This window comes from Aquipuribacter nitratireducens (assembly GCF_037860835.1).
GTDB lineage: Bacteria > Actinomycetota > Actinomycetes > Actinomycetales > JBBAYJ01 > Aquipuribacter > Aquipuribacter nitratireducens.
In genome coordinates, this window is sequence record NZ_JBBEOG010000001.1 from 413,496 (window position 1) to 435,905 (window position 22,410).

Consider the following 22,410-nt stretch of genomic DNA (forward strand, 5'->3'; position numbering starts at 1 on the left):
GACCGCTGCGGGTGTCGTCGCCGGCGGCCGTTTCACGCGCAGATCACGGCACGGGCGCAGCGTGCCCGCTGAGGACCCGCGCCCACCGTCGGGGGGCGCGGGTCCGCACGGACGACCGCCACCTGCCAGGAGCCCGCCATGGCCGCAGCCCCGCACGCCGCCCCCGCACCGCGACGCGACACGGCCCCCGTCGCGGCCGCCGTCGTCCTGCTCGCAGCGGCAGGGGCCGCCCTGTCGCTGCTCGTCGGGACCGCGCTCCCGCCGGTGGCCGCGCTGCTCGTGGCCACGGCTGCCGCGCTGGGAGCGGTGGCGGCGGCACGGACGGCGAGCGGGCGCGTGCCGGGCGCCACGGGGTCGTGGGTGGCGGGACTCGCCGGTGCGATCGGCGCAGGGGCCGCCGGTGCCTGGGCGGCCGTGAGCGCCGCCTGGAGCACGGGCGTCCCGGTCACGGCCGCGGTCCTCGTCGTCCCCGTGCACGCCGCGCTCGCGCTGCTCGTCCTCGCCTGGGTGGTCGGACGGGGCTGGCGCGTGCCGCTCGACCCGGCCGCCGCCGGGCGCGCCGTCGTGGCGGCCAGGCGGCCGCTCGTCGCCGGGGTGACGTCGCTCCCGCTCGTCCTCACCCTGCTCGCAGGTCCCGCCGTCGCGCCGGCGACCGCCGCAGCGGTCGAGGACCCGGCGGTGGCGCCGTGCGTCGCGGGGGAGCAGGTCCGCAACTACGCCGTCTCGGCGATCACCGTCGACGTGCCGTTCAACCGCTGGGGGAAGACGCTGCGGAGCGCCCGCATCTTCGCGATGGACCAGGACCTCGCGGCGGTCCGAAACTGGCACCGGCCCCTGGCCGCGAGCGCCGCGGACGACCCCGCGGCGAACCGGCGGCTGCGCCCGCGTCCGCTCGTCCTCCGCGCCAACGAGGGCGAGTGCATCCGCGTCACCCTCACCAACCGGCTGTCGTCGGAGGCCGCGCACGGGCTGCCCGGGGACCCCCGGGTCGGCATCCAGGCCGCCGGCGTCGTGATGAACGTCCGCCGCTCCGGCGGCGCCCGCGTCGGCTACAACGCCGACCCGACCGTCGGCATCGGCGAGTCGATCTCGTACTTCTGGCGGGTGCCCGACCAGGAGGGCCTCTACATGTTCGAGGACCTCGCGACGCCGGCGGGTGGCGAGCACGACGCGGGCTCCCGCGGCGTCGGTCTCTACGGCGGCCTCGCGGTGCAGCCGGCGGGGTCCACGTGGACCGACCCGCGCAGCGGCAAGGTGCTGTCCGGCACGCCCGGGGCCCTCAACAGCACGTACGCGGCCGTCCGGAACCAGTCGGGCGAGCTCTACATCGAGGCCGACATCCACCCGCCGGGCGGCGACTCCTTCCGCGAGAGCATCCAGCTCGCCCAGGACGAGATCCCCGACATCGGGATGGGGTTCAACTACGGCTCGGAGCCCCTGGAGGACCGCGAGACCGCACTCTGCCCCGACTGCGTGGGGGAGGAGACGTGGCTGTCGTCGTGGCCGTACGGGGACCCCGCGCTCGTCAAGCTCGCGAGCGGCAGGGGACCGTGGCTGCCGAACGGCGAGGGCGACCGGAAGGACAAGGAGGACTGCGGCCTGCCCGAGTCGTGCTACGTCTCCAACGTCTTCCACACGTACACCGGTGACGCGACGAAGATCCGCTTCGGTCTGGCAGGGGTGAAGGAGACCCACGTCTTCCACCTGCACGCCCACCAGTGGCTCGCCGACGCACGCGAGGACGTCGCGCAGGGCGACGGCCCGGGATACAAGCCCGGCTCGTCGACGATCGACTCGCAGAGCTACGGGCCGGGCGAGGCGTACTCCGCCGAGCTCCTCTACGGCGCCGGCTCCCAGAACGGCACCTTCGGCGACTCGATCTTCCACTGCCACCTGTACCCGCACTTCGCCGAGGGCTTCTGGGCGATCATGCGCGTCCACGACGTCCGCCTCGACGGCCGTTCCGCCACCCCGGACGGGGTCAACGTGCGCCCGCTCCAGCCGCTGCCCGACGCCCCGGCGCCGCCGCAGCCCACCGCCGACAACCCCGGCTTCCCCGGCATGATCCCCGGGACCTACGGCTACCGGGCGCCCCAGCCGCCGGGCAGCGTCACCGTCGGCGGCGTCGACGGCACCCCCGAGCGGCCTGCGCCGCGCGTGGTCGGCGGCCGTCCCATCGCCGAGGGCAAGCTCGCGCTCGAGGAGGGCGTCGTCGCGCGGCACAACCCCGGCGGCGAGGCCCCGCGCGGTGCCCCGTTCGCCGACCCCTGCCCGAGCGGGTCCCGCGAGGTCGACTACGCCGTCACGGTGCTCCAGCGCGACCTCGTGTACAACACCGCGGGGCACCACGACCCGCAGGCCCGCGTCATGGTGCTGACGAAGGACGTCGAGGCCGTGCTCGCCGGCACGAAGAAGGTCGAGCCGCTCTTCATCCGCGCGAACGCCGGCGACTGCATCAACTTCTCCCTCACGAACATGACGCACAACTGGGCCGGCAACGACGTGTTCCAGAAGCTCGTCCAGACCAACATGGCAGGCGGGCACGTCCACCTCACGAAGTTCGACGTCACCGCCTCCGACGGCGGCTCCAACGGGTGGAACTACCAGCAGGCCGCCTTCACGAAGGAGCAGGCCGACTTCGTCGAGAAGCAGGCCGCAGGCGAGGTCCGGTGCACCCCGAGCGACACGTTCTACGGCGGTGAGAGCACCGGCTGCCGCATCCCCTACGACTGGTCGTGGCAGCCCCCGGCGGACTCCTCCGGGCTGTGGGGCCAGACGATCCACGAGCGCTGGTACGCCGACTACGAGCTGCGGACCGCGTTCACCCACGACCACCACTTCCCGGCGGTCACGCAGAACCACGGCCACTACGGCGCCCTCGTCGTCGAGCCTGCCGGTTTCGACGTCCGCGACCCCGAGACCGGGGAGTTCCGCCAGCCGGTCAACGACCCCGCCCACGGCACCGTCTGCGGCGCCCGCTGCGACGGCGACGCCGACGGCGAGGCCGCCGACCTCGTCGGCCCCGGAGCCAACGACGACTACCGCGAGTTCGGGCTCGCCGTCGCCGACTTCGTGTCGCTGGTGAAGAAGGGCGGGAACCCCCGCAACCCCGACGACGCGATCAACCCGCCGGGCGCCCCCGAGTCCTTCCCCAGCAACGACCCCGGCACCTTCAGCGTCAACTACCGCAACGAGCCGCTCCACGAGCGCCGCACCCGCAACGGCCAGCCCGTCGACCCCGCTCACCGGTTCTCCTCGTGGGTGTTCGGCGACCCCTACACGCCGCTGCTGCAGGCCTACTCGCGCGACAACGTGAAGTTCCGTCTCATCCAGGGCTCGCACGAGGAGCAGCACATGTTCCAGGTGCACCGCCTGCGCTGGCTCGAGGAGCCCGACGACCCTGACTCCCCGCTCGTCAACGCCCAGACCATCGGCATCTCCGAGGCGTTCAACGTCGAGATGCCGGGCTACGACTGCCGCGCCACGGACACCCCGTGCCGCGGGGACCACCTCTACGGCGCCACGACCCCCGAGGGGCTGTGGAACGGCATGTGGGGCGTCCTCCGCGTCCACGGCCAGAGGACCGCCGGCCTGCTCCCGCTGCCGGACAACACCCCCCGCGAGGCGACCGTGCCCGAACCCGTCCCCGCCTCGCGGCAGGCGCCGCCGCCGGCGCAGCAGACCGGGACGAGCTGCCCCGACGGTGCCCCCGTGAAGCGCTACGACGTCGTCGCCATGGCGAACGACCTCGTCTACAACGAGCACGGCGACCACGACCCCAAGGGCGCGCTCTTCGTCCTCGCCGAGGACGAGGCCGCCGTGCGGGCCGGGACGAAGGCGCCCGAGCCGCTCGTCCTGCGCGCCAACGAGGGCGACTGCGTCCGCGTGACCCTCCACAACGCCCTGCCCGCGAACTACGGGGACCTCGTCAACGGCACCGACGGCGACATCCGGTACACGCTCGAGCCGCCGACCGGCACGCGCATGGGTACCCGGGTCTCGCTGCACCCGCAGATGCTGCGGCACGACGTGCGCCTGTCCGACGGCTCGGCCGTCGGGTTCAACCCCGACTCGACGGTCGGCATCAACGGCACGATCTCGTACGAGTGGTACGCCGACCGCGAGGTCGGCGCCACCAACCTCGTCGACTACGGCGACGTCCGGGGGCACCGCCACCACGGCCTGTTCGCGGGTCTCGTGGTCGAGCCGCGGAACGCCACGTACCACGACCCCGTGACGGGCGCCGAGGTCCGCAGCGGCGTGAGCGCGGACGTCCGCGTCCCCGGCCTCCGCGACTTCCGCGAGAACGTCCTCTTCTACGAGGACGGGCTCGACCTGCGCGACGCCACGGGCGCCGCGGTCGTCGACACCGTCCACCCGGGCGCGGCCGACGAGGTGCCGACCGGGCGGGAGGACCACGGCGATAAGGGCGTGAACTACACCAACGCCCCGCTGCACCGCCGTCTCGGCGCCCCCGCCGGCGCGCAGGCGGACGTCACGAGCGCCGCGTGGTCGACCGTGTTCAGCTCGGCCGTCCACGGCGACCCCCGGACCCCCGTGCTGCGCGCGTACGCCGGCGACGACCAGCGGGTCCGCCTGCTCAACGGCTCCGCCAAGGCGCCGCCCGCGTACTTCGGCAGCTTCCAGCTCGACGGCGCCTCCTGGCGGGCCGAGCCGTACGACCCGCAGAGCGAGCGCGTCGGCCTCTACGGCAACCTCGGCTCCGGCGGGGCGAAGAACGTCCACGTCGGGCTCGCGACGCCGGGTGACCACCTGTGGGCGAGCAAGACGTCGCTGCAGCTGCCGAGCGGCGTCTGGGGCATGGCCCGGGTCTACCCGCAGCCGACCGCGGGCGCGGGCTTCACCCCCACCCCGCTGCGGCGCGTCGACAACCCCTACGGGCTCGACAACGTCCCCATCCTGCCGCTGGAGCGGGCCTCCGTGACCGTCGCGGTGTTCGACGACGCGGACGCCGACGGCGCCCGCGACGAGGGTGAGGCGGTGCGCGTCGGTGTCCCCGTCGAGCTGCGCGCCACCGACGGCACGGTCGTCTCGACCGTCCCCACGACCGCCGCGGGGACCGCGACGTTCTCCCCGACGCCCGGCGTCTACGACGTCGCGGTGAGCGCCCCGCAGGGGACCAGCGTCGTCGGGGCCCCGACGCGTCGCGTGGACGTGCGCGGGGACGTGGCACCCGCACGCCTCGCCGTGGGGGTCACCTCGCGCGTCGTCCTCACCGCCCGCGTCTTCGACGACCGCGACGGCGACGGCGTGCGCGACGAGGGCGAGCCCGGTCTCGCCGGGCGGACCGTCCAGCTCGACGGCCCGGTCCCGGTGGCCGACGGCACGACCGGCGCGGACGGCACCGCCACGGCCGCCGTCGTCGCCGGCACGTGGAAGGCGTACATCGCCCCCCGCACGGGATGGACCGCGACGACGCCGCTGCCCGCCGTCGTCACGGTCTCGGGGACGGCGCCGGTGTCGGTCGACCTCGGTGTCCGGCGCGACCCGGGCGTCGTCGTCCGCGTCGTCGACGACGTCGACGGCAGCGGGACCGCCGGCCCGGCGGAGGCCGGCGTGCCCGGTGTCCTCGTCGACGCCACGCTCGCCGACGGCAGCGCGCTGTCCCGGCGCACGGGGGTCGACGGCGCGGTCGTCGACACCCGCGCCCAGGCCGCCACGCTGCGGGTCCTCGGGCCCGACATGCGGACGTGGCCGTGCGTGAGCGCGGTGGTCACGCTCGTCGAGGGCTCGACCACCGTCGTCACGTGCGACGCGGCCGGAGCGTTCGCCGTCCCGGCCGACGCCGTCGAGGTCTCCGTGCTCGGCGCCTTCGACGACGGCGTCGTGTCGGTCCAGCTCTTCCAGGACGCCGACTCCGACGGTCGCCGCGGTCCCACCGAACCCGCGCTCGCGGACTGGCCCGTGGTCCTGCAGGACCCGGTCACCCACACGGAGGTCGCGCGTGGCACCACGGGCGCCGACGGCCTCACGGGCTTCCTCGTGCCTCCGGGCGACTACGAGGTGGTCCCGCTGCCACCCGTCTCCGACGTCGCGTGGACCAACACCGTCGGCGACTACGCGATCACCGTGGAGCGCGCGCAGCGGGCCCAGGCCAGCGGCGGGTGGGTGCAGCGGGCGTCGGTGTCCGCGTCGGTCTTCCACGACCTCGACGGCAACGGCCGGCGCGACGACTACGACCCGCCGCTCGCCGAGCGCACCGTCCGGCTCCTCGACTCCGCCGGCCGGCTGCGGTCGACCGCGGTCACCGACAGCACCGGCAGCGCGGTCTTCCCCGTCACCGCGGGCGCCTCGTACTCGGTGGAGACGACGGTGCCGAGCGGGTGGCGCGCCACCGGGCCGCTGAGCGGCACGACGGTGCAGTCCCGCGTGCCGTTGACCGCCCCGGCGGACGGCTCGCAGGCGGTGGTGGCGTTCGGGCAGTACAACACCGTCGACCGGACGCCGCCGGCGCGCCCGGTCCTCACCCCGGCGGGCGGGGTCCTCGACCGCCCGACCCTCGTCGGCTTCTCCGCCGAGACCGGGGCGACGATCCGGTACACGCTCGACGGTTCGACGCCGACCGCGACCCGCGGCATGGTCGTGAGCGGCGACGTCCGCATCGCCACCGACCGGGTGGTCCAGGCCGTCGCGGTCGACGCCGCGGGCAACGTGTCGGCCGTGGCATCGGCGACGTTCGACCTGCCGTGGACCGGTGCCGTGACCAGGGTGGGCGCCGGGGCGTGGCAGGCGACGACGGGCACGGTGCGCGGGACCGTCGCCGACGCCGCGGTCGACGACAACCGGTACCTGTCGGTGTCCGCCGGCCTCGTCGCGTCGCGGCGAACCGCCGACGTGACCGCTCGCGTCGTGCTGCCGGAGGCGGCCCGCACCCCTGCGGCCCTCGACGTGTCGATGTCGGCGCGGACGACCCTGCGCAACGTGCGGGTGCGGCTGCAGTACTGGGACAACGAGGGCGGCCTGTGGCGGAACCTGCTGACGCCCTACACCTCGGGACTCGACGAGCAGCGTGTCGACCTCGACCTGCCCGGCGCGGGTCGCGCGGTCGCCGCCGACGGCACGGTCCTCGTCCGCGTCGTCGCCGACACCGCGCAGCCGTTCGACCTGCAGGTCGACCAGCTGACCGTCACCGCGGTGAACCGGCGGTGAGCCGGGCCCCCAGCGGGCCCGCGGGTCCGCCGTGGCGCCGGGTCGGGCTCGTCCTGGTCGTCGCCGCTGCGGTCCTCGTCGTCGTCGGCGGGGCGGTGTGGAGCCTCGCCCGCACGGCGGCCACGGTTCCCGTCGGGGCGGACGAGCTCGCCGTTCCCGGGGGGCTCGTCCGCGTCGACCGGGTCCTCACCGCCGAGCAGGCGATGGCCGGCATGGCGATGCCGGGCATGGGCACGGACGCCGACCCGGTTCCCGAGGGCGAGAAGCGGGTGTCGGTCGACGTCACCGTCCTCGGTGCCCGTGGCGACGGGGTGGCGGTCGACCCGGACGCCTTCACGCTCGAGGCGCCGGGCGCGGGCGCCCGTCCGCCGCACCGCTCGGTGCTGCCCACCACGACCGTGCCGGCGGGGAGCAGGCTGTCGGGGACCCTCGTGTTCGACGTGCCCGCGGACGCCACGACCGGCGTGCTCGGCGTGGCGGGGGGCGGCGCGCTCGACGTGCCCCTCCCGGCGGAGGACGCGCACGACCCCTCGCACGACCCGTCGCACGGACCGTCGCACGCGCCGGCGCCCTCGCCGTGACGGGCGGCCGGTGCCTCAGCGAGCCTCCTCGCCCGCGACGGCGTCGGCCGCCCGCTCGACGTCCTCGGTGCGGCGCCGCTCGTCGGGGTAGACCTGCGAGCGCCGCAGGAGGAGCACGGCCAGCGCGAGCAGGAAGGTCACACCGCCGAGCACGGCGATGAGCGCGAGCCGGTCGTCGAACAGCGACAGGTCGCCGACCGCGCCGGCCGCCTCGACCGACAGCACGACGATCTCCTTGATCGAGGCGATGATCCCGATGAGGAGGAACGGCTCCGCGGCGATCTCGTGGCGGGTGATCGTCACGCGCACCGCGTACAGCAGCTCGACGAAGATGAACACGAGCAGGAGCGCGTCGAGGACCTCGAGCATCGCGGTCTCGGTCTCGTCGGCGACGCGGACGAAGCTCTCGAGCGCGAAGAACAGGACGACGGCCGAGGCGGCGAGCAGGACGAGCGCCATCGCGTAGTAGACGCCGTCCTCCGCCCACCGCAGCGCGCGCATCGCCCGGCCCGCGCCGGGCTCGGGGGGAGCGGTGCCTTCCGCGACCGGCGTCCGGTCGGCCTCCCGTCGGCTCATGGCGGGATCATGGGGCCGTGCCCGGCGCCGCGCGAGCCGGCCGGGCCCTACGTCGCGATGTCGGGGTACGGCATCGAGTAGTGCGCGAGCCGTCGCGCGTACTCCAGCTGGAACCCGAGCGGCTCGGCGTGGTCCCGCTCGAACATCGCGATGAAGAGCGTGAGCGTGAGGAACGGGTGCGCGCCCAGGCCGAAGAGGGCGGGGTAGTCGTGCGTGCGCAGCGCCTCCCGCTCGGCGTCGGTGAACGCGAGCCACGTCGACCGCTCGTCGCCGTGGCAGGCGAGGATGCGGTTGGCCTCCTCCTGCTCCCACCACCCGACGGTCCCGACCGGGTCCTCGCGGTACCGCTCGACGAGCTCCGGGTCCCGGTCGACGCAGAACAGGAACTTGTTCACCAGGTACTTGCTCACGCCGCACCTCCGGCCGGCTGCGGGACCCCGTTCGGGTACCACGTGAAGTACGCCTCCATCGTGTGGAAGAGGTCGAGGGAGTCGACGTGGTCGGCCTTCTGCCCCTCTCCCGCCACGCCCATCATGAGCATGAAGTCCATGAACCCGTGGGTGGCGTTGCCCGGGGCGTGGAGGGACTCCAGCGTCACCTCGGCGAGCGTCTTCTCGATGTCGCCGGTGGCGATCCACTCGACCGCCTTCCGGTCGAACTCCGGGTCCGGGCCGTGGGGGCCGAACTGGCGCGGACCGCCGAGCTCGAGGCTGAGGTGGCCGGTACCGATGATCGCGACGCGCTTGTCGCTCGGCCACGACTCGACCATCTCCCGGATGGCCTGCCCGAGCTGGACGAACCGCTTCGGCTGCGGCAGAGGAGGGGCGAAGATGTTCGTGTACACCGGCACGATCGGCAGGTCGTTCTGCGGGCGCAGCGTGATGATCGGGCACGTCACCGAGTGGTCGATGCGCAGCTCGTTGCTGAACGCGAGGTCGAAGCCCATGTCGAGGCCGTTGCGCAGCAGGTGCCCGGACAGGTCCCGGTCCCCGAGCATGTGCATCCGCGGCAGGCCGAACTCCCGCTCCTCGTTGTACCAGTTGGCGTCGTACTGCTCCGCGTGGCCGACGAGGAACTGCGGCATGTTGTCGAGCCACAGCTGGTGGAAGTGGTCGCTGCCGACCATGAGGAGCACGTCGGGGCGCGCGGCGGTGAGGGTGGCGCGGAACGCCTCGATCTTGCGGACCCACTCGTCGGCGAACGGCGGGCGGTCCTCACCGGTCGCGGTGCTCGCGCGGTAGTAGAACGGGTGGTGGGTCGAGGCGACGACGGCGACGATCTCTGCCAACTCGGGACTCCTTCGTCCGGTCCGGTGGGGCGGTCAGGCCCGGGGGTCGTTGTCGGACTCGTGGGGGACGTACGTGGCGTTGCGGTCGACCGTGAGGTAGACGTCCATGCCGAGCGGGCGCCGGCGCTCCTCGGCCAGGTGCCCGAGCAGGCCCGCGGTGCGGGCGAGGAGGGCGACGCCGCGGAGCAGCTCGACGGGCAGGTCGAGGTCCGCCAGCGCCGCCCCGCAGACGCCCGCGCCGTTGAGGGGCAGCGTGCGGCCGAGGACCTGCGGGTGGACGCGACCGACGGCCTCGAACAGCCGCAGGTGCGGCCCGCGAAGCCCCTCCTCCTCGGCGACGGCGAGGATCCGGGGCGTGCGCGGGTCGCGCTCCTTGTGGACGGGGTGACCGAGCCCGGGCACGAACCGCTTCTGCGACCGGGCCTCCTGCACCGCGGCGAGGGCGAGGGCGTCCCAGCCGGCGTCGTCGGTGGGGAGGGCACCGTCGACCCCGGCCAGGACGCCGGCGAGGAAGCGGCCGGAGTCCTCGGTCACCCCGAGGAACCGCGAGCCGCCCCCGAGCAGCCCCGCCGCGAGCGCACCCTGGAGGGAGTCCGGCGCGCTGAGGTACGTGAGACGCGACGCGATGGCCGTCGGGGTGAAGCCGTGGTCGGCGAGGGCGACGAGGACGGTCTCGAACACCCGGACGTGGCCGGGCTCCGGTCGCCGCTGCGTCATGAGCCACAGGGCGAGCTCGCCGAAGCCCACCCGGCCCATGAGGTCCTCGGCGAGGTCGTGGCCCATGAGCCGGATCTGCTCGGCGTCTGAGGTGCCGAGGCCCGTGGGGAACTCGGGGACCCCGCTCACCGGTGGGCCTCCGCCCGCTCCGCCGTCGCCGTCGCTGTCGCCGTCCGGACGCTGCCGGGTCGGGGCCCGTCCTCCAGCAGCCAGCGGCGGACCTCGTCACCGTGCTCGTCGAGCGCCGGTGGCGGCAGGCGGTACGACGCCGGGGTCGCGGAGAAGCGGACGGGGTTGCGCACGACCGGGACGGCCGCCGCCCCCTCGCCGACCTCGACGACCGGCTCGAGGCCGAGCTCGGTGGCGAAGGCGACACCCTCGTCGACGGTGTTGATGGGAGCGCACGGGACCCCGGCGTCGAGGAGGTCGCGGAACCACTCGTCGCGGGTGCGGGTCCGCAGCCGCTCGACGAGCAGCGGGTAGAGCTCCTCGCGGTTGGCCGTGCGGTCCTGGTTGTGCGCGAAGCGGGGGTCGTCGACGAGCCCCGGCACGCCGAGGACGTCGCAGAGGCGGGCGAACTGCCCGTCGTTGCCCGCGATGACGATGAGCTCGCCGTCGGCGACGGGCAGCGGCTCGTAGGGGAACAGGGACGGGTGGGCGTTGCCCATCCGGAACGGCACGGTGCCGCCGGCGACCCACGCGCTCGTGTGGTTGACGAGCCCGGACAGGGCGGTCGACATGAGGTTGACCTCGACGTGCTGGCCGCGGCCGGCGCCCGCGCCGGCGCGGTGGGTGAGGGCGGCGAGGATCCCGATGGTCGCCTGCATGCCGGACATGACGTCGAAGACGCTGATGCCGGCCCGGTACGGCGAGCCGTCGGGGTCGCCCGTGAGGCTCATGAGCCCGGACATCGCCTGGACCATGAGGTCGTAGCCGGGCAGCGACGCCCCCGCCCCCGGCCCGAAGCCCGTGATGGAGGCGTACACGACGCCGGGGTTCGCGTCGCTCACGCTCGCGTAGTCGAGGCCGTACTTCGACAGGCCCCCGGGCTTGAAGTTCTCGATGACGACGTCGGCCCGCCGGGCCAGCTCCTGGGCGGCCCGCAGGTCCGTGGCGTCGCGCAGGTCGAGCGCGACGGAGCGCTTGCCGCGGTTGACGCCGAGGTAGTAGGTCGACACGTCCTCGCGGACGGGGGGCATCCACGTGCGGGTGTCGTCGCCGGTGCCGGGGCTCTCGACCTTGACGACCTCGGCGCCCATGTCGGAGAGCAGCATCGTCGCGTACGGCCCCGCGAGGATGCGGGAGAAGTCCGCCACCAGGAGACCGGCGAGCGGTCCCGTCGGCGTGCCGGGTGCGGGGGTGGCACCGTCCCGCTGCGTCGTCATCGACCCTCCCGTGTCCGGTGAGCGGACAGTCGTCCGCTGATGAGAGTCTGCGGAGCCCGGCGGGGGGTGTCAAGCCGACGGCGCGACGACCTCGACGGGGAGGCGGCCGATGAGCGCGTAGTCGGCGCTGACGGCCTCGGCGGTGGCGAGCAGGAGCGGGAGGTGCTCGCCGAGCAGCGTGTCGACGCTCGTCTCCGCGGCGTGCACGGTGACGTTGACAGCGGCGAAGACACGTCCGTCGGGGCCGCGCAGCGGCGCGGCGACCGAGCGGACCCCGGGGGCGAGCCGCTCGTCCGCCAGGGCCCAGCCGTTGTCGCGTGCCTCCTCGAGCGCGGCGTCGAGCTCGGCGCGGGTCGGCTGCCAGCGGGCGGTGACGCCGGCGCGGCTCGGCTCCTCCAGGACGGCGTCGAGCTCCGCGGTCGGCAGGTCGGCGAGCAGGACCGTCCCCATCGACGTGGCGGGGGCGGGGAAGCGCGTGCCGATCTGCACGGCGAGGGCGATGAGCTTCGGCACCGCGACGCGGGCGACGTAGACGATGTCGCTGCCGTCGAGCTGCGCGATCGACGTCGACTCGTGCGTGCGCTCGACGAGGCGCTCCATGTGCGGCCGGGCGACGTCCCACAGCCCCATCGACTGCACGTACGTCACCCCGAGCTCGAGCACGCGGGGAGTGAGCACGAACCCTGCCTCGCCGGAGCGGACGTACCCCAGCGACTCCAGCGTGAGCAGGATGCGACGGGCGGTCGGCCGGGCGAGGTTGGCCGCCGCGGCCACCTCGCTCAGCGACATCGCGGGCCGGCGGGGCTCGAAGGCCCGGAGCACGTCGAGGCCCCGGGCGACGGCCTCCACGAAGTCGGGGTCGTCGTCGCGTCGGGGCACGGGCCACCTCCGGGCGGGTCGTGGGGCCGGCGTGCGGCCGGACCTGCGGAGCGTAGCGCCGTCCGGGTTGACAGCCCTCCGGTCAGAGGTGACAGTTCAGGCGTCAACCAGGTGTACGCCAGTCGGACGGCCGTCCGCTGGCGCAGGTCGGCGACGGAGGCGACCCATGAACGAGACCAGTGACGGTACGGCCTCGGCGCGCACGGACGTGCTCGTCGTCGGCTCGGGCCCGGCGGGCGCGTCGGCCGCCCTGTTCCTCGCGACGTACGGCGTCGACGTCACCGTCGTCACGAAGTACGGCCGCCTGTCCGACACCCCGCGGGCGCACATCACGAACCAGCGCACGATGGAGACGATGCGCGACGTGGGGCTCGAGCAGACCCTCATGGACCTCGCGACGCCGTGGGAGCTGATGTCGAACACGACGTTCTGCACGAGCCTGGCCGGGGAGGAGCTCGGGCGGGTGGAGTCGTGGGGGACCTCCCTCGCCCGCAAGGGCGACTACGAGGCGCAGAGCCCGTGCCACATGCTCGACGCCCCCCAGACCATCACCGAGCCCGTGCTCATGAAGGCCGCGCAGGAGCGTGGCGCGAAGGTGCGCTTCGACACCGAGTACCTCTCCCACAGCCAGGACGACGAGGGCGTGACGACGCGCCTGCGCGACCGGCTCACCGGCGCGGAGTACAGCGTCCGCTCGCGCTACCTGGTCGGCGCCGACGGTGCCCGTTCGAGGGTCGCCGCCGATCTCGACCTGCCGTTCGAGGGCCCCGGCGCCGTCGGCGGTGCGCTCGGCATCATCTTCGAGGCCGACCTGTCGCGCTTCGTCGCCCACCGGCCCTCGGTCCTGTACTGGATGCTGCAGCCGGGCGCGGAGAAGGAGGGCGTCGGCCTCGGCGTCCTGCGGATGATCAAGCCGTGGCACGAGTGGATGCTCATGTGGGGCTACGCCGTGGCCGACGGCCCGCCGGACCTCACCGACGAGTACATCCGCGAGCTCGCCGTGATGCTCGTCGGCACCGACGACTTCGAGATGCGCGTGACGGCCCGCTCGCCGTGGACGGTCAACCACCACTACGCGACGTCGCTCGCCAGTGGCCGCGTCTTCTGCGTCGGTGACGCCGTCCACCGGCACCCGCCGACGAACGGGCTCGGGTCGAACACGTCCGTGCAGGACTCCTACAACCTCGCGTGGAAGCTCGCGCACGTCCTGCGCGGCACCGCCTCCCCGTCGCTGCTGGAGTCCTACGACGCCGAGCGCGCACCGATCGCCCGGCAGATCGTCGAGCGGGCGAACCAGTCGATCGCCGACACCGGCCGGATCATGCAGGCGCTCGGGCTCGACGACACCTCCGACCCCGCACGGCTGGAGGAGGCGCTCGCGGCGCGGAAGGCGCCCGGTCCCGAGGGCGACGCGGTGCGTGCGGCGCTGCGCGACGCCATCGCGTACAAGTCGTACGAGTTCAACGCCCACGGTGTCGAGCACAACCAGCGCTACGTCTCGACGGCGGTCGTCCCCGACGGCACCCCGATGCCGGAGTTCCGCCGCGACGAGCAGCTGTACGCGCAGCCGACGACGTGGCCCGGCGCCAAGCTGCCCCACACGTGGGTGACCCGGGACGGGCACCGCGTCAGCACGCTCGACCTCGTCGGACGCGGCGAGTGGAGCGTCGTCACGGGGATCGGCGGGGCGTCGTGGCTCGCGGCCGCCGCAGCGCTCGGCGCCGCCCGCGGGCTCCAGCTGCGGCCCGTGTCGATCGGGCCGGGGGAGGCGGTCGAGGACCCGTACGGGACCTGGGCGCAGCTGCGGGAGACCGACGACGGCGGCGTCCTGCTGGTCCGCCCCGACGGCTACGTCGCGGCCCGGTCGATCGCGGCGCCCGACTCGCCCGAGGAGGCGCACGCGTGGCTCGCAGGAGTGCTGGACGCCGTCCTCGGTCCCGTGCCGGGGGCGCCGGGCGACGTCGTCGACGCCCGTGCCGAGGCGGTACCCGCGCCGGCCTGACCGTGGGGGCGCCGGGTCCGGACCCACCCCGCCTTCGCCGACCGTAGGCTGGGCCGGGTGGGTCCTGACACGTCCGGCCGCGAGTACTTCTGGCTCGCGCCGCTCGGCCTCGTCCTCGTCGGCGCGGGGGTGAGCGTCGCGGTCGACGCGGCGGCGCGGCGCGCGGCGGGTGCGGCGACCCGACGGTGGGTGGGCCAGGGAACGGCCGGGCTCGTGCTGCTCAACAGCGGCCTGTCGGTGTTCGGCGACGCCGTCCGGCGGCGGGCGGTCGCACTCGCCCGCTGACCCTCCGGGCCGTGCGCGTGGGCGCGTGCGCGTCCGGGGTAGCACACCTGCATGACAGCGGAGCCGGAGCACGTGGACGTCGTCGTCGTCGGCGGTGGGGCCGCCGGGCTCAGCGCCGCGCTGGTCCTCTCCCGCGCCCGGCGGGACGTCGTCGTCGTCGACGCCGGCAGCCCCCGCAACGCCCCGGCCGCGCACGCCCACGGCTACCTCGGGCGGGAGGGCGTCGAGCCGCTCGAGCTGCTGCGGCTCGGGCGCGAGGAGGTCCGCGCCTACGGCGGACGCGTCGAGACCGGCGTCGTCGACGCCGTCGTCCACGGCCCCGGCGGCGCGTCGTGGCGCTACGAGGTGCGCTGCGTCGACGGCCGGTCGTGGCGCTGCCGGGCCCTCCTCGTGTGCACGGGGCTGTCCGACGAGCTGCCCGGTGTGCCGGGGCTGCGGCAGCGCTGGGGCCGCGACGTCCTCCACTGCCCGTACTGCCACGGCCGTGAGGTCGCCGACCGGCGTGTCGGGGTGCTCGCGACGAGCCCGGGCTCCTTCCACCAGGCGGAGCTGGTGCGGCAGTGGTGCGCCGACGTCGTCCTCCTCGCGCACGGGCTCGCCGTCGGCGAGGAGCAGCGCCGGCGCCTCGACGTGCTCGGCGTCGACGTCGTCGAGCAGCCGGTCGACCGCCTCCTCGTCACCGACGACGCGCTGCGTGGGGTGCGCCTGTCCGACGGGTCCGACGTCGGCGTCGAGGCGCTCTTCGTCGGACCGGTCTTCCGCGGCACGGACACCTTCCTGCTGGGGCTCGGCGCCTCGACGCAGCGGCGTTCGGAGGGCTCGTGGGTCGTCGTCGACGACCGCGGCCGGACGAGCGTGCCGTGGCTGTACGCGGCCGGGAACGTCGTCGACCCCGCCGCGCAGGTCGTCGACGCGGCGTCCGCCGGTTCCCGCGCGGCCGTCACGGTGAACGGCGACCTCGTCGACGCCGACGTCGAGGCGGCGCTCGCGCGGCGCTGACGTCTGGCCCGACGGCGAGGGCTCTGTCAGGGTCGGGGGATGACCGCCCCGTGGTGGACCCGCAGCGTCGTGTACCAGGTCTACCCGCGCTCCTTCGCGGACTCCGACGGCGACGGGATGGGCGACCTCGGTGGCGTGCTCGAGCGGGTCGACCACTTCGTCGACCTCGGTGTCGACGTCGTGTGGCTCTCCCCGGTCTACCCCTCGCCGCAGGACGACAACGGATACGACATCAGCGACTACCGCGACGTCGACCCGGTGTTCGGCTCGCTCGCCCTCCTCGACGATCTCACCGACGCCCTCCACGACCGCGGCATCCGCCTCGTCATGGACCTCGTCGTCAACCACACCTCCGACGAGCACCCGTGGTTCGTCGCCTCACGGTCGTCGACGACGAGCCCGACGCGGGACTGGTACTGGTGGCGACCGCCACGCGATGGCGCGGCGCCCGGCGCACCCGGCGCCGAGCCGACGAACTGGCGCAGCGCCTTCGGCGGCTCCGCCTGGCAGCTCGACGAGGCGACGGGGGAGTACTACCTCCACCTCTTCAGCCGCAAGCAGCCCGATCTCAACTGGGAGAACCCCGAGGTCCGCCGGGCCGTCCACGACATGATGCGGTGGTGGCTCGACCGGGGCGTCGACGGCTTCCGGATGGACGTCATCAACTTCGTCTCCAAGCACGTCGAGCCCGACGGCACGCTGCACGACGGGCCGCCCATGCCGGGCTCGCCCTGGGGTGACGGGTCCGCCCAGTTCATGTCCGGGCCACGCATCCACGAGTTCCTCGGGGAGATGCACCGGGAGGTGTTCGAGGGCCGCACCGCCTTCGACGGCGGGCCGCTCCTCGTCGTGGGGGAGATGCCGGGCGTCACGGTCGAGGACGCCAGGCTCTTCACCGACCCCGCCCGGCGCGAGGTCGACATGGTGTTCCAGTTCGAGCACGTCGACCTCGACCACGGTCCCCACGGCAGGTACGACCCCCAGCCGCTGCGGCTCGTCGACCTCAAGACGTCGTTCGGACGGTGGCAGGCGGGCCTGGCGGAGGCGGGCTGGAACAGCCTCTACTGGGACAAGCACGACCAGCCGCGCATCGTGTCCCGCCTGGGCGACGACTCCCCGGCGCACCGGCGGGACTCCGCGACGTGCCTCGCGACCCTGCTCCACCTCCACCGCGGGACGCCGTACCTGTACCAGGGGCAGGAGATCGCGATGGCGAACTTCCCCTTCGAGCGGCTGCTCGACTTCCGCGACATCGAGTCCCTCGGCTGGGCGCACGAGCAGCAGGCCCTCGGGCGCGACGTCGCCGAGCTGCTGCCCGGCCTGCGGGCGCAGAGCCGGGACAACGCGCGCACGCCGGTGCAGTGGGACGACACCCGGAACGCCGGCTTCACGACCGGCGAGCCGTGGATCGCCGTCAACCCCGACCACACGACGTGGAACGTCGCCGCCCAGCGGGACGACCCGCGGTCCGTCCTCGCCCACTACCGACGGCTCATCGCGCTCCGCAAGGAGCTCGACGTCGTCGCGACCGGTGACTTCGCGATGCTCCTGCCGGAGCACGAGCAGGTGTACGCATTCCGCCGGCGGCTGCCCGGGGCGGACCCGGCCGAGCTGCTCGTCGTGTGCAACGTCGGCGGCGAGCCGGTCGACCTCGACGTGCTGCTGCCCGAGGCGGTGGGCCGGGAGCTGGTGCTCGGGAACCTCCCGGCGCCCGACGACGACGCCGTGCTGCGCGGCTGGGAGGCGCGGGTCCTCAGCGGTAGTTGACGAACTGGAGGGCGACGTCGAGGTCGGCGCCCTTGAGCAGCTGGATGACGGACTGGAGGTCGTCGCGGCTCTTGCCGGACACCCGCAGCTCGTCGCCCGTGATCTGCGTCTTGACGCCCTTGGGGCCCTCGTCGCGGATCAGCTTGCCGATCTTCTTCGCGTCCTCCTGGCTGATGCCCTCCTTGAGGGCGGAGTCGAGGACGTAGAGCTTGCCCGACGCCTTCGGCTCGCCCGAGTCGAGGGCCTTGAGGGAGACGCCGCGCTTCACGAGCTTCGACTGGAGGACGTCGAGGACGGCCTGCGCCCGCTCCTCGCTGTTGGCCTCGATGCGGATGGCGTCGTCACCGCGCCACGCGATCGAGGCGTCCGTGCCCTTGAAGTCGTACCGCTGCGCCACCTCCTTCGCGGCCTGGTTGAGCGCGTTGTCGACCTCCTGGCGGTCGAGCTTGCTGACGACGTCGAAGGAGGACTCGGAGGCCACGGCGGTGGGCACCTTTCCTGGGCTGGGTGTGCGGTCGGGCTCGTCCCGCGGGGCGCGCGGCGGTGCCGGGAGGCCCCGTGGGCTTGCTATCCTCGCACCGCTGCCGAGGCGTCCGCGCCCCGGCGAGCACCTACCCGGCAGGTTGCCCGAGCGGCCAAAGGGAGCTGACTGTAAATCAGCCGGCACAGCCTTCGCAGGTTCGAATCCTGCACCTGCCACGTGACGACGACGGCCCCGCAGCGCGCGCTGCGGGGCCGACGTGTCTCTCGGCGCGACCCGTGTGCGACCGCGCGCAGCGGGCACCGATGACGCATGATCGCTCTCCCCCTCCCGCTCCAGCAGGGCCTGACGATCGACTGGACCGACGTCCCGGTCTACAACACGGTGATGTCCGTCGCGGCCGGTGTGCCGGGCTGCTCCTGCTGGTCGACCTCGCCCGACGTCTGAGGCGCGGGGACGTCGTACGCCTCGAGGGCTGGGCGCTGGCGTTCACGGCCAACGGGGCGCTGCTGACGGCGACCGGCCTCCACATGACGCTGACGTGGCCGCTCGCGCCGGGTGGGTTCCCTACGACAACATCATCTTCGGTGAGCCCGCGCTGGTGCTCGGGGTCGTCCTGCTGGTCGTGTCGTTCGGGCTGTGGAGGCGCGGGGACCTGATAGCCGCCCCCGGCCCTGGGCGCGACGAGGCCCTCGGGGCGCTCGGGCTCCCGATGTCCGTGCTCGCAGTCGGTATCGGGCTCGGCTGCTTCGCCATCGCCGCCGCGACCGTCGGAGGGGTGGCGTGGACCCTGGCCGGCCTCGCGTTCCTCCTCTTCGGTGCGCTCAACTGCTACACGCACATCGAGCTGATCCTCGCGACGCAGCCCTCCGCCGGCTGAGCCCGACAGCAGGGGTGCGTCGCGGGGATCTCCCGCGCAAGCCGGCCACAGCGCAGGAACCTGGCGTCGCACCTGCAGGCCGGCGACGAGACGGACGCGCCCGTCCTGCGGTGTGGCCGCGCCGCGGCCCGACGCCTCAGCGGTCCGTCGCGGGGATCTCGGACCCGGTGGGGGCGTACCAGACGCCGTAGCGGAGCGTGGGGTCGATCTCGACGAGGCGGTGCGGCGCACCGATGATGAGCGGCCGCGGCACGAGGGCTCCGATGAGCAGCTCTCCGGGCTCTGCCCGGATCGCCTCCTGCGCAGGGTCGACGAGGCGGTAGTCGCGGTCGCCGAGCCAGTACTGGAAGGCCGTCCCGGTGAGCAGGAGCGGACGGTCGACGATGAGGGCGATGTCGGCGTCCGGGTACTCCTCGACGGTGTCGCGGAGGGTGAACAGCTGTCGGAGGCCGTCGTCGCGGGCGTCGATCGTGCGGTGCTCGGCGACGAAGGAGCCCGTGACGGCGGCGGCCCCGAGCGCGACGAGGACGACCCCGGCGAGCGTCGCCGGCGGCACGGCCCGCGCCTGCAGCCAGCGGATGGCGACGAGCACGACGAGCGCGGCGAGGGTCGCCTGGACCCACGGCACCCGGAGCTCGCCGTCCGGTACCCAGTCCCACATCTCGATGCCGGGCGGGTTGAGCTGCACGAGCCCGCCGACGATGCCGCCGACCGCGAACAGGACCACCGCGACGCCGAGACCGAGCAGCCCCACCGCCCACACGGCACGGCGCCACATGAGCCGGTCGAGCCGGCCCGTGACGACGACCGTGAGGCCGACCACGGCGAGCAGGGACCACACGGGGTCCATGTAGCGGCCGTACACGACCTGGTCGAGGCGACCGGCGCCGACGGTGAGCCGGGTCGAGAGGTAGAACGCGCCGACCAGCAGCTGCCCCAGGCCGATCGCGAGGAGAACGCCGTAGGGGCCGGGGGAGCGCTGCTCCCACTCGCGACGGGCGAGGCGGAGCAGCCACAGGACCGCGACGACGGTCATGCCGCCCCACGCGACCGCCCCGTACCAGGCGTGCCCCACGGTCAGCGACGTCATGAAGCCGATGTGGAGCTGGCCGATCTGGTCCCCGGCGGCCGAGAACCGGTCGACCTCGCCGTAGAGCCGCGCCTCGACGAGGCGGTTCGCGACGACGGACCCGGCGACGCCGGCCGCGCCGAGCGCGACGACCACCCAGCCGCCCCGCGGGCGGGTGCGCCACGCCCACCACGCGACGACGACGACGAGCAGTGCCGCGGTCGGTACGAACCGGGAGTGGACGAGGCCGAGGTAGCCGGCGGTGAGCGCGAGTGCCGCCGCGGTGCCGGTGCGGGAGGCGACGGGCAGGCCCACGCGGCGGACCAGCCCGACGGGGCCCTGCGGACGCGTCGCGGTCGTCCCGTCGTCCCACAGCCGGAGCACGAGGAGGAAGGACAGGGCGACGAGGAGACCGATGAGGGCCTCCGGCAGGGCGTAGCCGGTGTACAGCGCCCGACCCGGCGCGACCGCGACGACCCCGCCCACGAGGAGGGCGGCGCGGGGACCGGCGCCGAGCCGACGCGACACCGCCGCCCACACGACGACCGCGACCGTCGCGAGCACGACGTTGACGGCGACCGAGAGGTGCAGGAACGTCACCGGGCTGTCCGCCACCGACCACAGCGGCGACACGAGCAGCCCCCAGCCCGCGGAGTACCCGCCGGCGTGCGGCGGCATGATGAGGTCGGCGCCGCCGCCCCCGCCGAGCAGGCGCGCGGCCATGAGGTAGCCGATCTCGTCCTTCGTCTGGACCGGTGCCGTGGCGTCGAGGCTCAGCGCCGTCTGCACCGCCGCCACGGCCGCGAGCACGAGCACCCACTGCCACGGGCGGGCGCCGGGCCGGGTGGTGCGCGGGGCCCGCGCGGGCGCGGTCGCACGGACCGGCGTCGCCGCGGTCGTGACCGGGGTCGGCCCGGCGGCGTCGATCGAGGTGTCCATCGTCTCCGAGTGTCGCGTACGGGGACGGGTGCCGCGTGACGGCGGCGTTGCAGCGCGGTCACGGATCGGGCACGATCCGGCGGGCGCGAGCACGGTCCGGGGTCCTGTACCCTCGTTCCTCGTCGCCCCGATAGCTCAGTCGGCAGAGCGTCTCCATGGTAAGGAGAAGGTCTAGGGTTCGATTCCCTATCGGGGCTCTGACGGGTGCCTGGCGACAGGCACCCACCAGGCGGTGTAGCTCAGCTGGTAGAGCAAGCGGCTCATAATCGCTGTGTCGTCGGTTCGAGTCCGGCCACCGCTACCGATCCTCCTCGACACCTGCAACGGAAGGTCTGGTCCCATGGCCGCCAAGAGCGCTGACGTCCGCCCCAAGATCACCATGGCGTGCACCGAGTGCAAGGAGCGGAACTACATCACGAAGAAGAACCGGCGGAACGACCCCGACCGGCTCGACCTCGCGAAGTTCTGCCCGCGCTGCGGCAAGCACACCACGCACCGCGAGACCCGCTGACGCGGGCGTGAGCCTCGACCCAGGGCTCGTCGGCCGGGAGTACCGGTCCGACGAGCCCTTCGTCGTCGGGCGCGAGGCCGTCCGCGAGTTCGCGCGTGCCGTCCGGGCGGTGCACCCGTGGCACCACGACACCGCTGCCGCCCGGGACGCCGGCCACCCCGACGTCGTCGCGCCGCCGACCTTCGCGGTCGTCGTCGCGCAGGGCGCGACGCAGCGCCTCGTCGACGACCCCGAGGTCGGGATCGAGTACTCCCGGGTCGTCCACGGCGAGCAGGGCTTCGTCGCGCACTCGCCGATCGTCGCGGGCGACGAGCTCGTCACGACGACGACCCTCGCCGGCCTGCGCCAGGCGGCGGGCGTCGACATGCTGACGCTGCGCACCGAGGTCACGACGAGCGCAGGCGAGCCCCGCAGCACCGTCACCGCGATGCTCGTGCACCGGGGCGCCGACTCGTGAGCCTGCGAGGGTTCGACACGGTCGCGGTCGGAGACACGCTGCCCGTGCTCACCGTGGAGCTCGACCGGGCCGCGCTCGTCGCGTACGCCGCCGCCTCCGGCGACCACAACGCGATCCACTGGAGCGACCGTGTCGCCCAGGAGGTCGGCCTGCCCGGCGTCATCGCCCACGGCATGCTGACGATGGGCGTGGCGTCCCGGACGCTCACCGAGTGGGCGGGGGAGCCGACCGCGGTCGTCGCGTACTCCACGCGCTTCACCCGCCCCGTCGTGGTCCCGGACCCGGGTGTGGTGGTCCTCGAGGTCTCCGGGTCCGTCCGGAGCACCGACGCCGACGCGCGCGAGGTCGTCGTCGACCTGACGGTGGGCGTCGGCGGCGAGACCGTCCTCACGAAGACGCGGGCGACGCTCCGCCTCGCCTGAGC

At 74.1% G+C, this 22,410-nt stretch carries 19 protein-coding genes and 3 tRNA genes; 14 read left to right on the plus strand and 8 right to left on the minus strand.

Annotated features, from left to right (window positions below; genetic code table 11):
• Positions 1-138: 138 nt before the first annotated feature.
• Positions 139-7,170, plus strand: coding sequence for an SdrD B-like domain-containing protein (locus tag WAB14_RS01740; protein ID WP_340266769.1), 7,032 nt, complete (start codon positions 139-141; stop codon positions 7,168-7,170).
• A complete protein-coding gene (locus WAB14_RS01745) occupies positions 7,167-7,751 on the plus strand; it encodes a hypothetical protein (protein ID WP_340266771.1) in 585 nt (194 codons plus the stop codon). Before WAB14_RS01740 ends, WAB14_RS01745 begins: the two co-directional genes overlap by 4 nt.
• 15 nt (positions 7,752-7,766) lie before the next feature.
• Here WAB14_RS01745 and WAB14_RS01750 read toward each other — a convergent pair whose 3' ends face one another.
• The 6 genes from WAB14_RS01750 to WAB14_RS01775 all read right to left on the minus strand — a co-directional run bounded on the left by WAB14_RS01750 (position 7,767) and on the right by WAB14_RS01775 (position 12,596).
• Positions 7,767-8,327 (minus strand): phosphate-starvation-inducible PsiE family protein, encoded by a 561-nt coding sequence (locus WAB14_RS01750; protein ID WP_340266773.1) that lies wholly within the window; start codon positions 8,325-8,327, stop codon positions 7,767-7,769.
• A 47-nt stretch (positions 8,328-8,374) separates the two neighbouring features.
• A complete protein-coding gene (locus WAB14_RS01755; RefSeq protein ID WP_340266775.1) occupies positions 8,375-8,737 on the minus strand; it encodes a hypothetical protein in 363 nt (120 codons plus the stop codon).
• Positions 8,734-9,615, minus strand: a complete 882-nt coding sequence (locus WAB14_RS01760) for a DODA-type extradiol aromatic ring-opening family dioxygenase (RefSeq protein WP_340266777.1) — start codon at positions 9,613-9,615, stop codon at positions 8,734-8,736. The genes WAB14_RS01755 and WAB14_RS01760 overlap by 4 nt, the downstream gene beginning before the upstream one ends.
• Before the next feature lie 33 nt (positions 9,616-9,648).
• Entirely contained in the window at positions 9,649-10,461 is an 813-nt protein-coding gene (locus tag WAB14_RS01765) for a citryl-CoA lyase (protein ID WP_340266779.1), read from the minus strand.
• Positions 10,458-11,717, minus strand: coding sequence for a CaiB/BaiF CoA transferase family protein (locus WAB14_RS01770; RefSeq protein ID WP_340266781.1), 1,260 nt, complete (start codon positions 11,715-11,717; stop codon positions 10,458-10,460). Before WAB14_RS01770 ends, WAB14_RS01765 begins: the two co-directional genes overlap by 4 nt.
• A 69-nt stretch (positions 11,718-11,786) precedes the next feature.
• Positions 11,787-12,596, minus strand: coding sequence for an IclR family transcriptional regulator domain-containing protein (locus tag WAB14_RS01775; RefSeq protein WP_340266783.1), 810 nt, complete (start codon positions 12,594-12,596; stop codon positions 11,787-11,789).
• A 166-nt stretch (positions 12,597-12,762) separates the two neighbouring features.
• On the opposite strand from WAB14_RS01775, the gene WAB14_RS01780 reads away from it, so the two are divergent.
• Genes WAB14_RS01780 through WAB14_RS01795 form a run of 4 tightly spaced genes read left to right on the plus strand, consistent with a single transcriptional unit; the run spans position 12,763 to position 17,649 of the window.
• A complete protein-coding gene (locus WAB14_RS01780) occupies positions 12,763-14,598 on the plus strand; it encodes an FAD-dependent oxidoreductase (RefSeq protein ID WP_340266785.1) in 1,836 nt (611 codons plus the stop codon).
• A 57-nt stretch (positions 14,599-14,655) separates the two neighbouring features.
• Positions 14,656-14,883 carry a hypothetical protein gene (locus tag WAB14_RS01785; RefSeq protein ID WP_340266787.1) on the plus strand — a complete coding sequence of 76 codons (228 nt, stop codon included), beginning with the start codon at positions 14,656-14,658 and terminating at the stop codon, positions 14,881-14,883.
• 51 nt (positions 14,884-14,934) lie between these two features.
• Positions 14,935-15,882: an NAD(P)/FAD-dependent oxidoreductase gene (locus WAB14_RS01790; protein ID WP_340266789.1), complete on the plus strand. Its 948-nt coding sequence runs from the start codon at positions 14,935-14,937 to the stop codon at positions 15,880-15,882.
• A gap of 39 nt (positions 15,883-15,921) precedes the next feature.
• On the plus strand, positions 15,922-17,649 hold the full coding sequence (locus WAB14_RS01795; protein ID WP_340266791.1) for a glycoside hydrolase family 13 protein: 1,728 nt from the start codon (positions 15,922-15,924) through the stop codon (positions 17,647-17,649).
• Here the strand turns inward: WAB14_RS01795 and WAB14_RS01800 are convergent.
• Positions 17,636-18,142: a YajQ family cyclic di-GMP-binding protein gene (locus WAB14_RS01800; RefSeq protein ID WP_340266793.1), complete on the minus strand. Its 507-nt coding sequence runs from the start codon at positions 18,140-18,142 to the stop codon at positions 17,636-17,638. The genes WAB14_RS01795 and WAB14_RS01800 overlap by 14 nt on opposite strands.
• A 124-nt stretch (positions 18,143-18,266) precedes the next feature.
• Here WAB14_RS01800 and WAB14_RS01805 point away from each other — a divergent pair.
• The 3 genes from WAB14_RS01805 to WAB14_RS01815 all read left to right on the plus strand — a co-directional run bounded on the left by WAB14_RS01805 (position 18,267) and on the right by WAB14_RS01815 (position 19,010).
• Positions 18,267-18,348 (plus strand) — tRNA-Tyr (locus WAB14_RS01805).
• A gap of 94 nt (positions 18,349-18,442) precedes the next feature.
• On the plus strand, positions 18,443-18,577 hold the full coding sequence (locus WAB14_RS01810) for a hypothetical protein (RefSeq protein WP_340266795.1): 135 nt from the start codon (positions 18,443-18,445) through the stop codon (positions 18,575-18,577).
• 94 nt (positions 18,578-18,671) lie between these two features.
• On the plus strand, positions 18,672-19,010 hold the full coding sequence (locus WAB14_RS01815; RefSeq protein WP_340266797.1) for a hypothetical protein: 339 nt from the start codon (positions 18,672-18,674) through the stop codon (positions 19,008-19,010).
• 136 nt (positions 19,011-19,146) lie between these two features.
• Here WAB14_RS01815 and WAB14_RS01820 read toward each other — a convergent pair whose 3' ends face one another.
• Complete coding sequence (locus WAB14_RS01820; RefSeq protein WP_340266799.1) at positions 19,147-21,018, minus strand: hypothetical protein; 1,872 nt, start codon at positions 21,016-21,018, stop codon at positions 19,147-19,149.
• Positions 21,019-21,142: 124 nt separating this feature from the next.
• Here WAB14_RS01820 and WAB14_RS01825 point away from each other — a divergent pair.
• The 5 genes from WAB14_RS01825 to WAB14_RS01845 all read left to right on the plus strand — a co-directional run bounded on the left by WAB14_RS01825 (position 21,143) and on the right by WAB14_RS01845 (position 22,408).
• Positions 21,143-21,215: transfer RNA gene (locus tag WAB14_RS01825), tRNA-Thr, on the plus strand.
• 31 nt (positions 21,216-21,246) lie between these two features.
• Positions 21,247-21,319, plus strand: a tRNA-Met gene (locus WAB14_RS01830).
• Positions 21,320-21,358: 39 nt separating this feature from the next.
• Positions 21,359-21,529, plus strand: coding sequence for a 50S ribosomal protein L33 (gene rpmG / locus WAB14_RS01835; RefSeq protein WP_340266801.1), 171 nt, complete (start codon positions 21,359-21,361; stop codon positions 21,527-21,529).
• 7 nt (positions 21,530-21,536) lie between these two features.
• Positions 21,537-21,986, plus strand: coding sequence for an FAS1-like dehydratase domain-containing protein (locus tag WAB14_RS01840; RefSeq protein WP_340266803.1), 450 nt, complete (start codon positions 21,537-21,539; stop codon positions 21,984-21,986).
• Positions 21,983-22,408, plus strand: coding sequence for a MaoC/PaaZ C-terminal domain-containing protein (locus WAB14_RS01845; RefSeq protein ID WP_340266805.1), 426 nt, complete (start codon positions 21,983-21,985; stop codon positions 22,406-22,408). Before WAB14_RS01840 ends, WAB14_RS01845 begins: the two co-directional genes overlap by 4 nt.
• Positions 22,409-22,410: the final 2 nt, after the last annotated feature.

What these genes read in the sequence shown, in the direction of transcription:
- WAB14_RS01740 (WP_340266769.1), top strand. Translation starts at nt 139, where the DNA reads ATGGCCGCAGCCCCGCACGCCGCCCCCGCACCGCGACGCGACACGGCC.
- WAB14_RS01750 (WP_340266773.1), bottom strand. Translation starts at nt 8,327, where the DNA reads ATGAGCCGACGGGAGGCCGACCGGACGCCGGTCGCGGAAGGCACCGCT.
- WAB14_RS01770 (WP_340266781.1), bottom strand. Translation starts at nt 11,717, where the DNA reads ATGACGACGCAGCGGGACGGTGCCACCCCCGCACCCGGCACGCCGACG.
- WAB14_RS01780 (WP_340266785.1), top strand. Translation starts at nt 12,763, where the DNA reads ATGAACGAGACCAGTGACGGTACGGCCTCGGCGCGCACGGACGTGCTC.
- WAB14_RS01790 (WP_340266789.1), top strand. Translation starts at nt 14,935, where the DNA reads ATGACAGCGGAGCCGGAGCACGTGGACGTCGTCGTCGTCGGCGGTGGG.
- WAB14_RS01795 (WP_340266791.1), top strand. Translation starts at nt 15,922, where the DNA reads ATGACCGCCCCGTGGTGGACCCGCAGCGTCGTGTACCAGGTCTACCCG.
- WAB14_RS01810 (WP_340266795.1), top strand. Translation starts at nt 18,443, where the DNA reads ATGATCGCTCTCCCCCTCCCGCTCCAGCAGGGCCTGACGATCGACTGG.
- WAB14_RS01820 (WP_340266799.1), bottom strand. Translation starts at nt 21,018, where the DNA reads ATGGACACCTCGATCGACGCCGCCGGGCCGACCCCGGTCACGACCGCG.
- rpmG (WP_340266801.1), top strand. Translation starts at nt 21,359, where the DNA reads ATGGCCGCCAAGAGCGCTGACGTCCGCCCCAAGATCACCATGGCGTGC.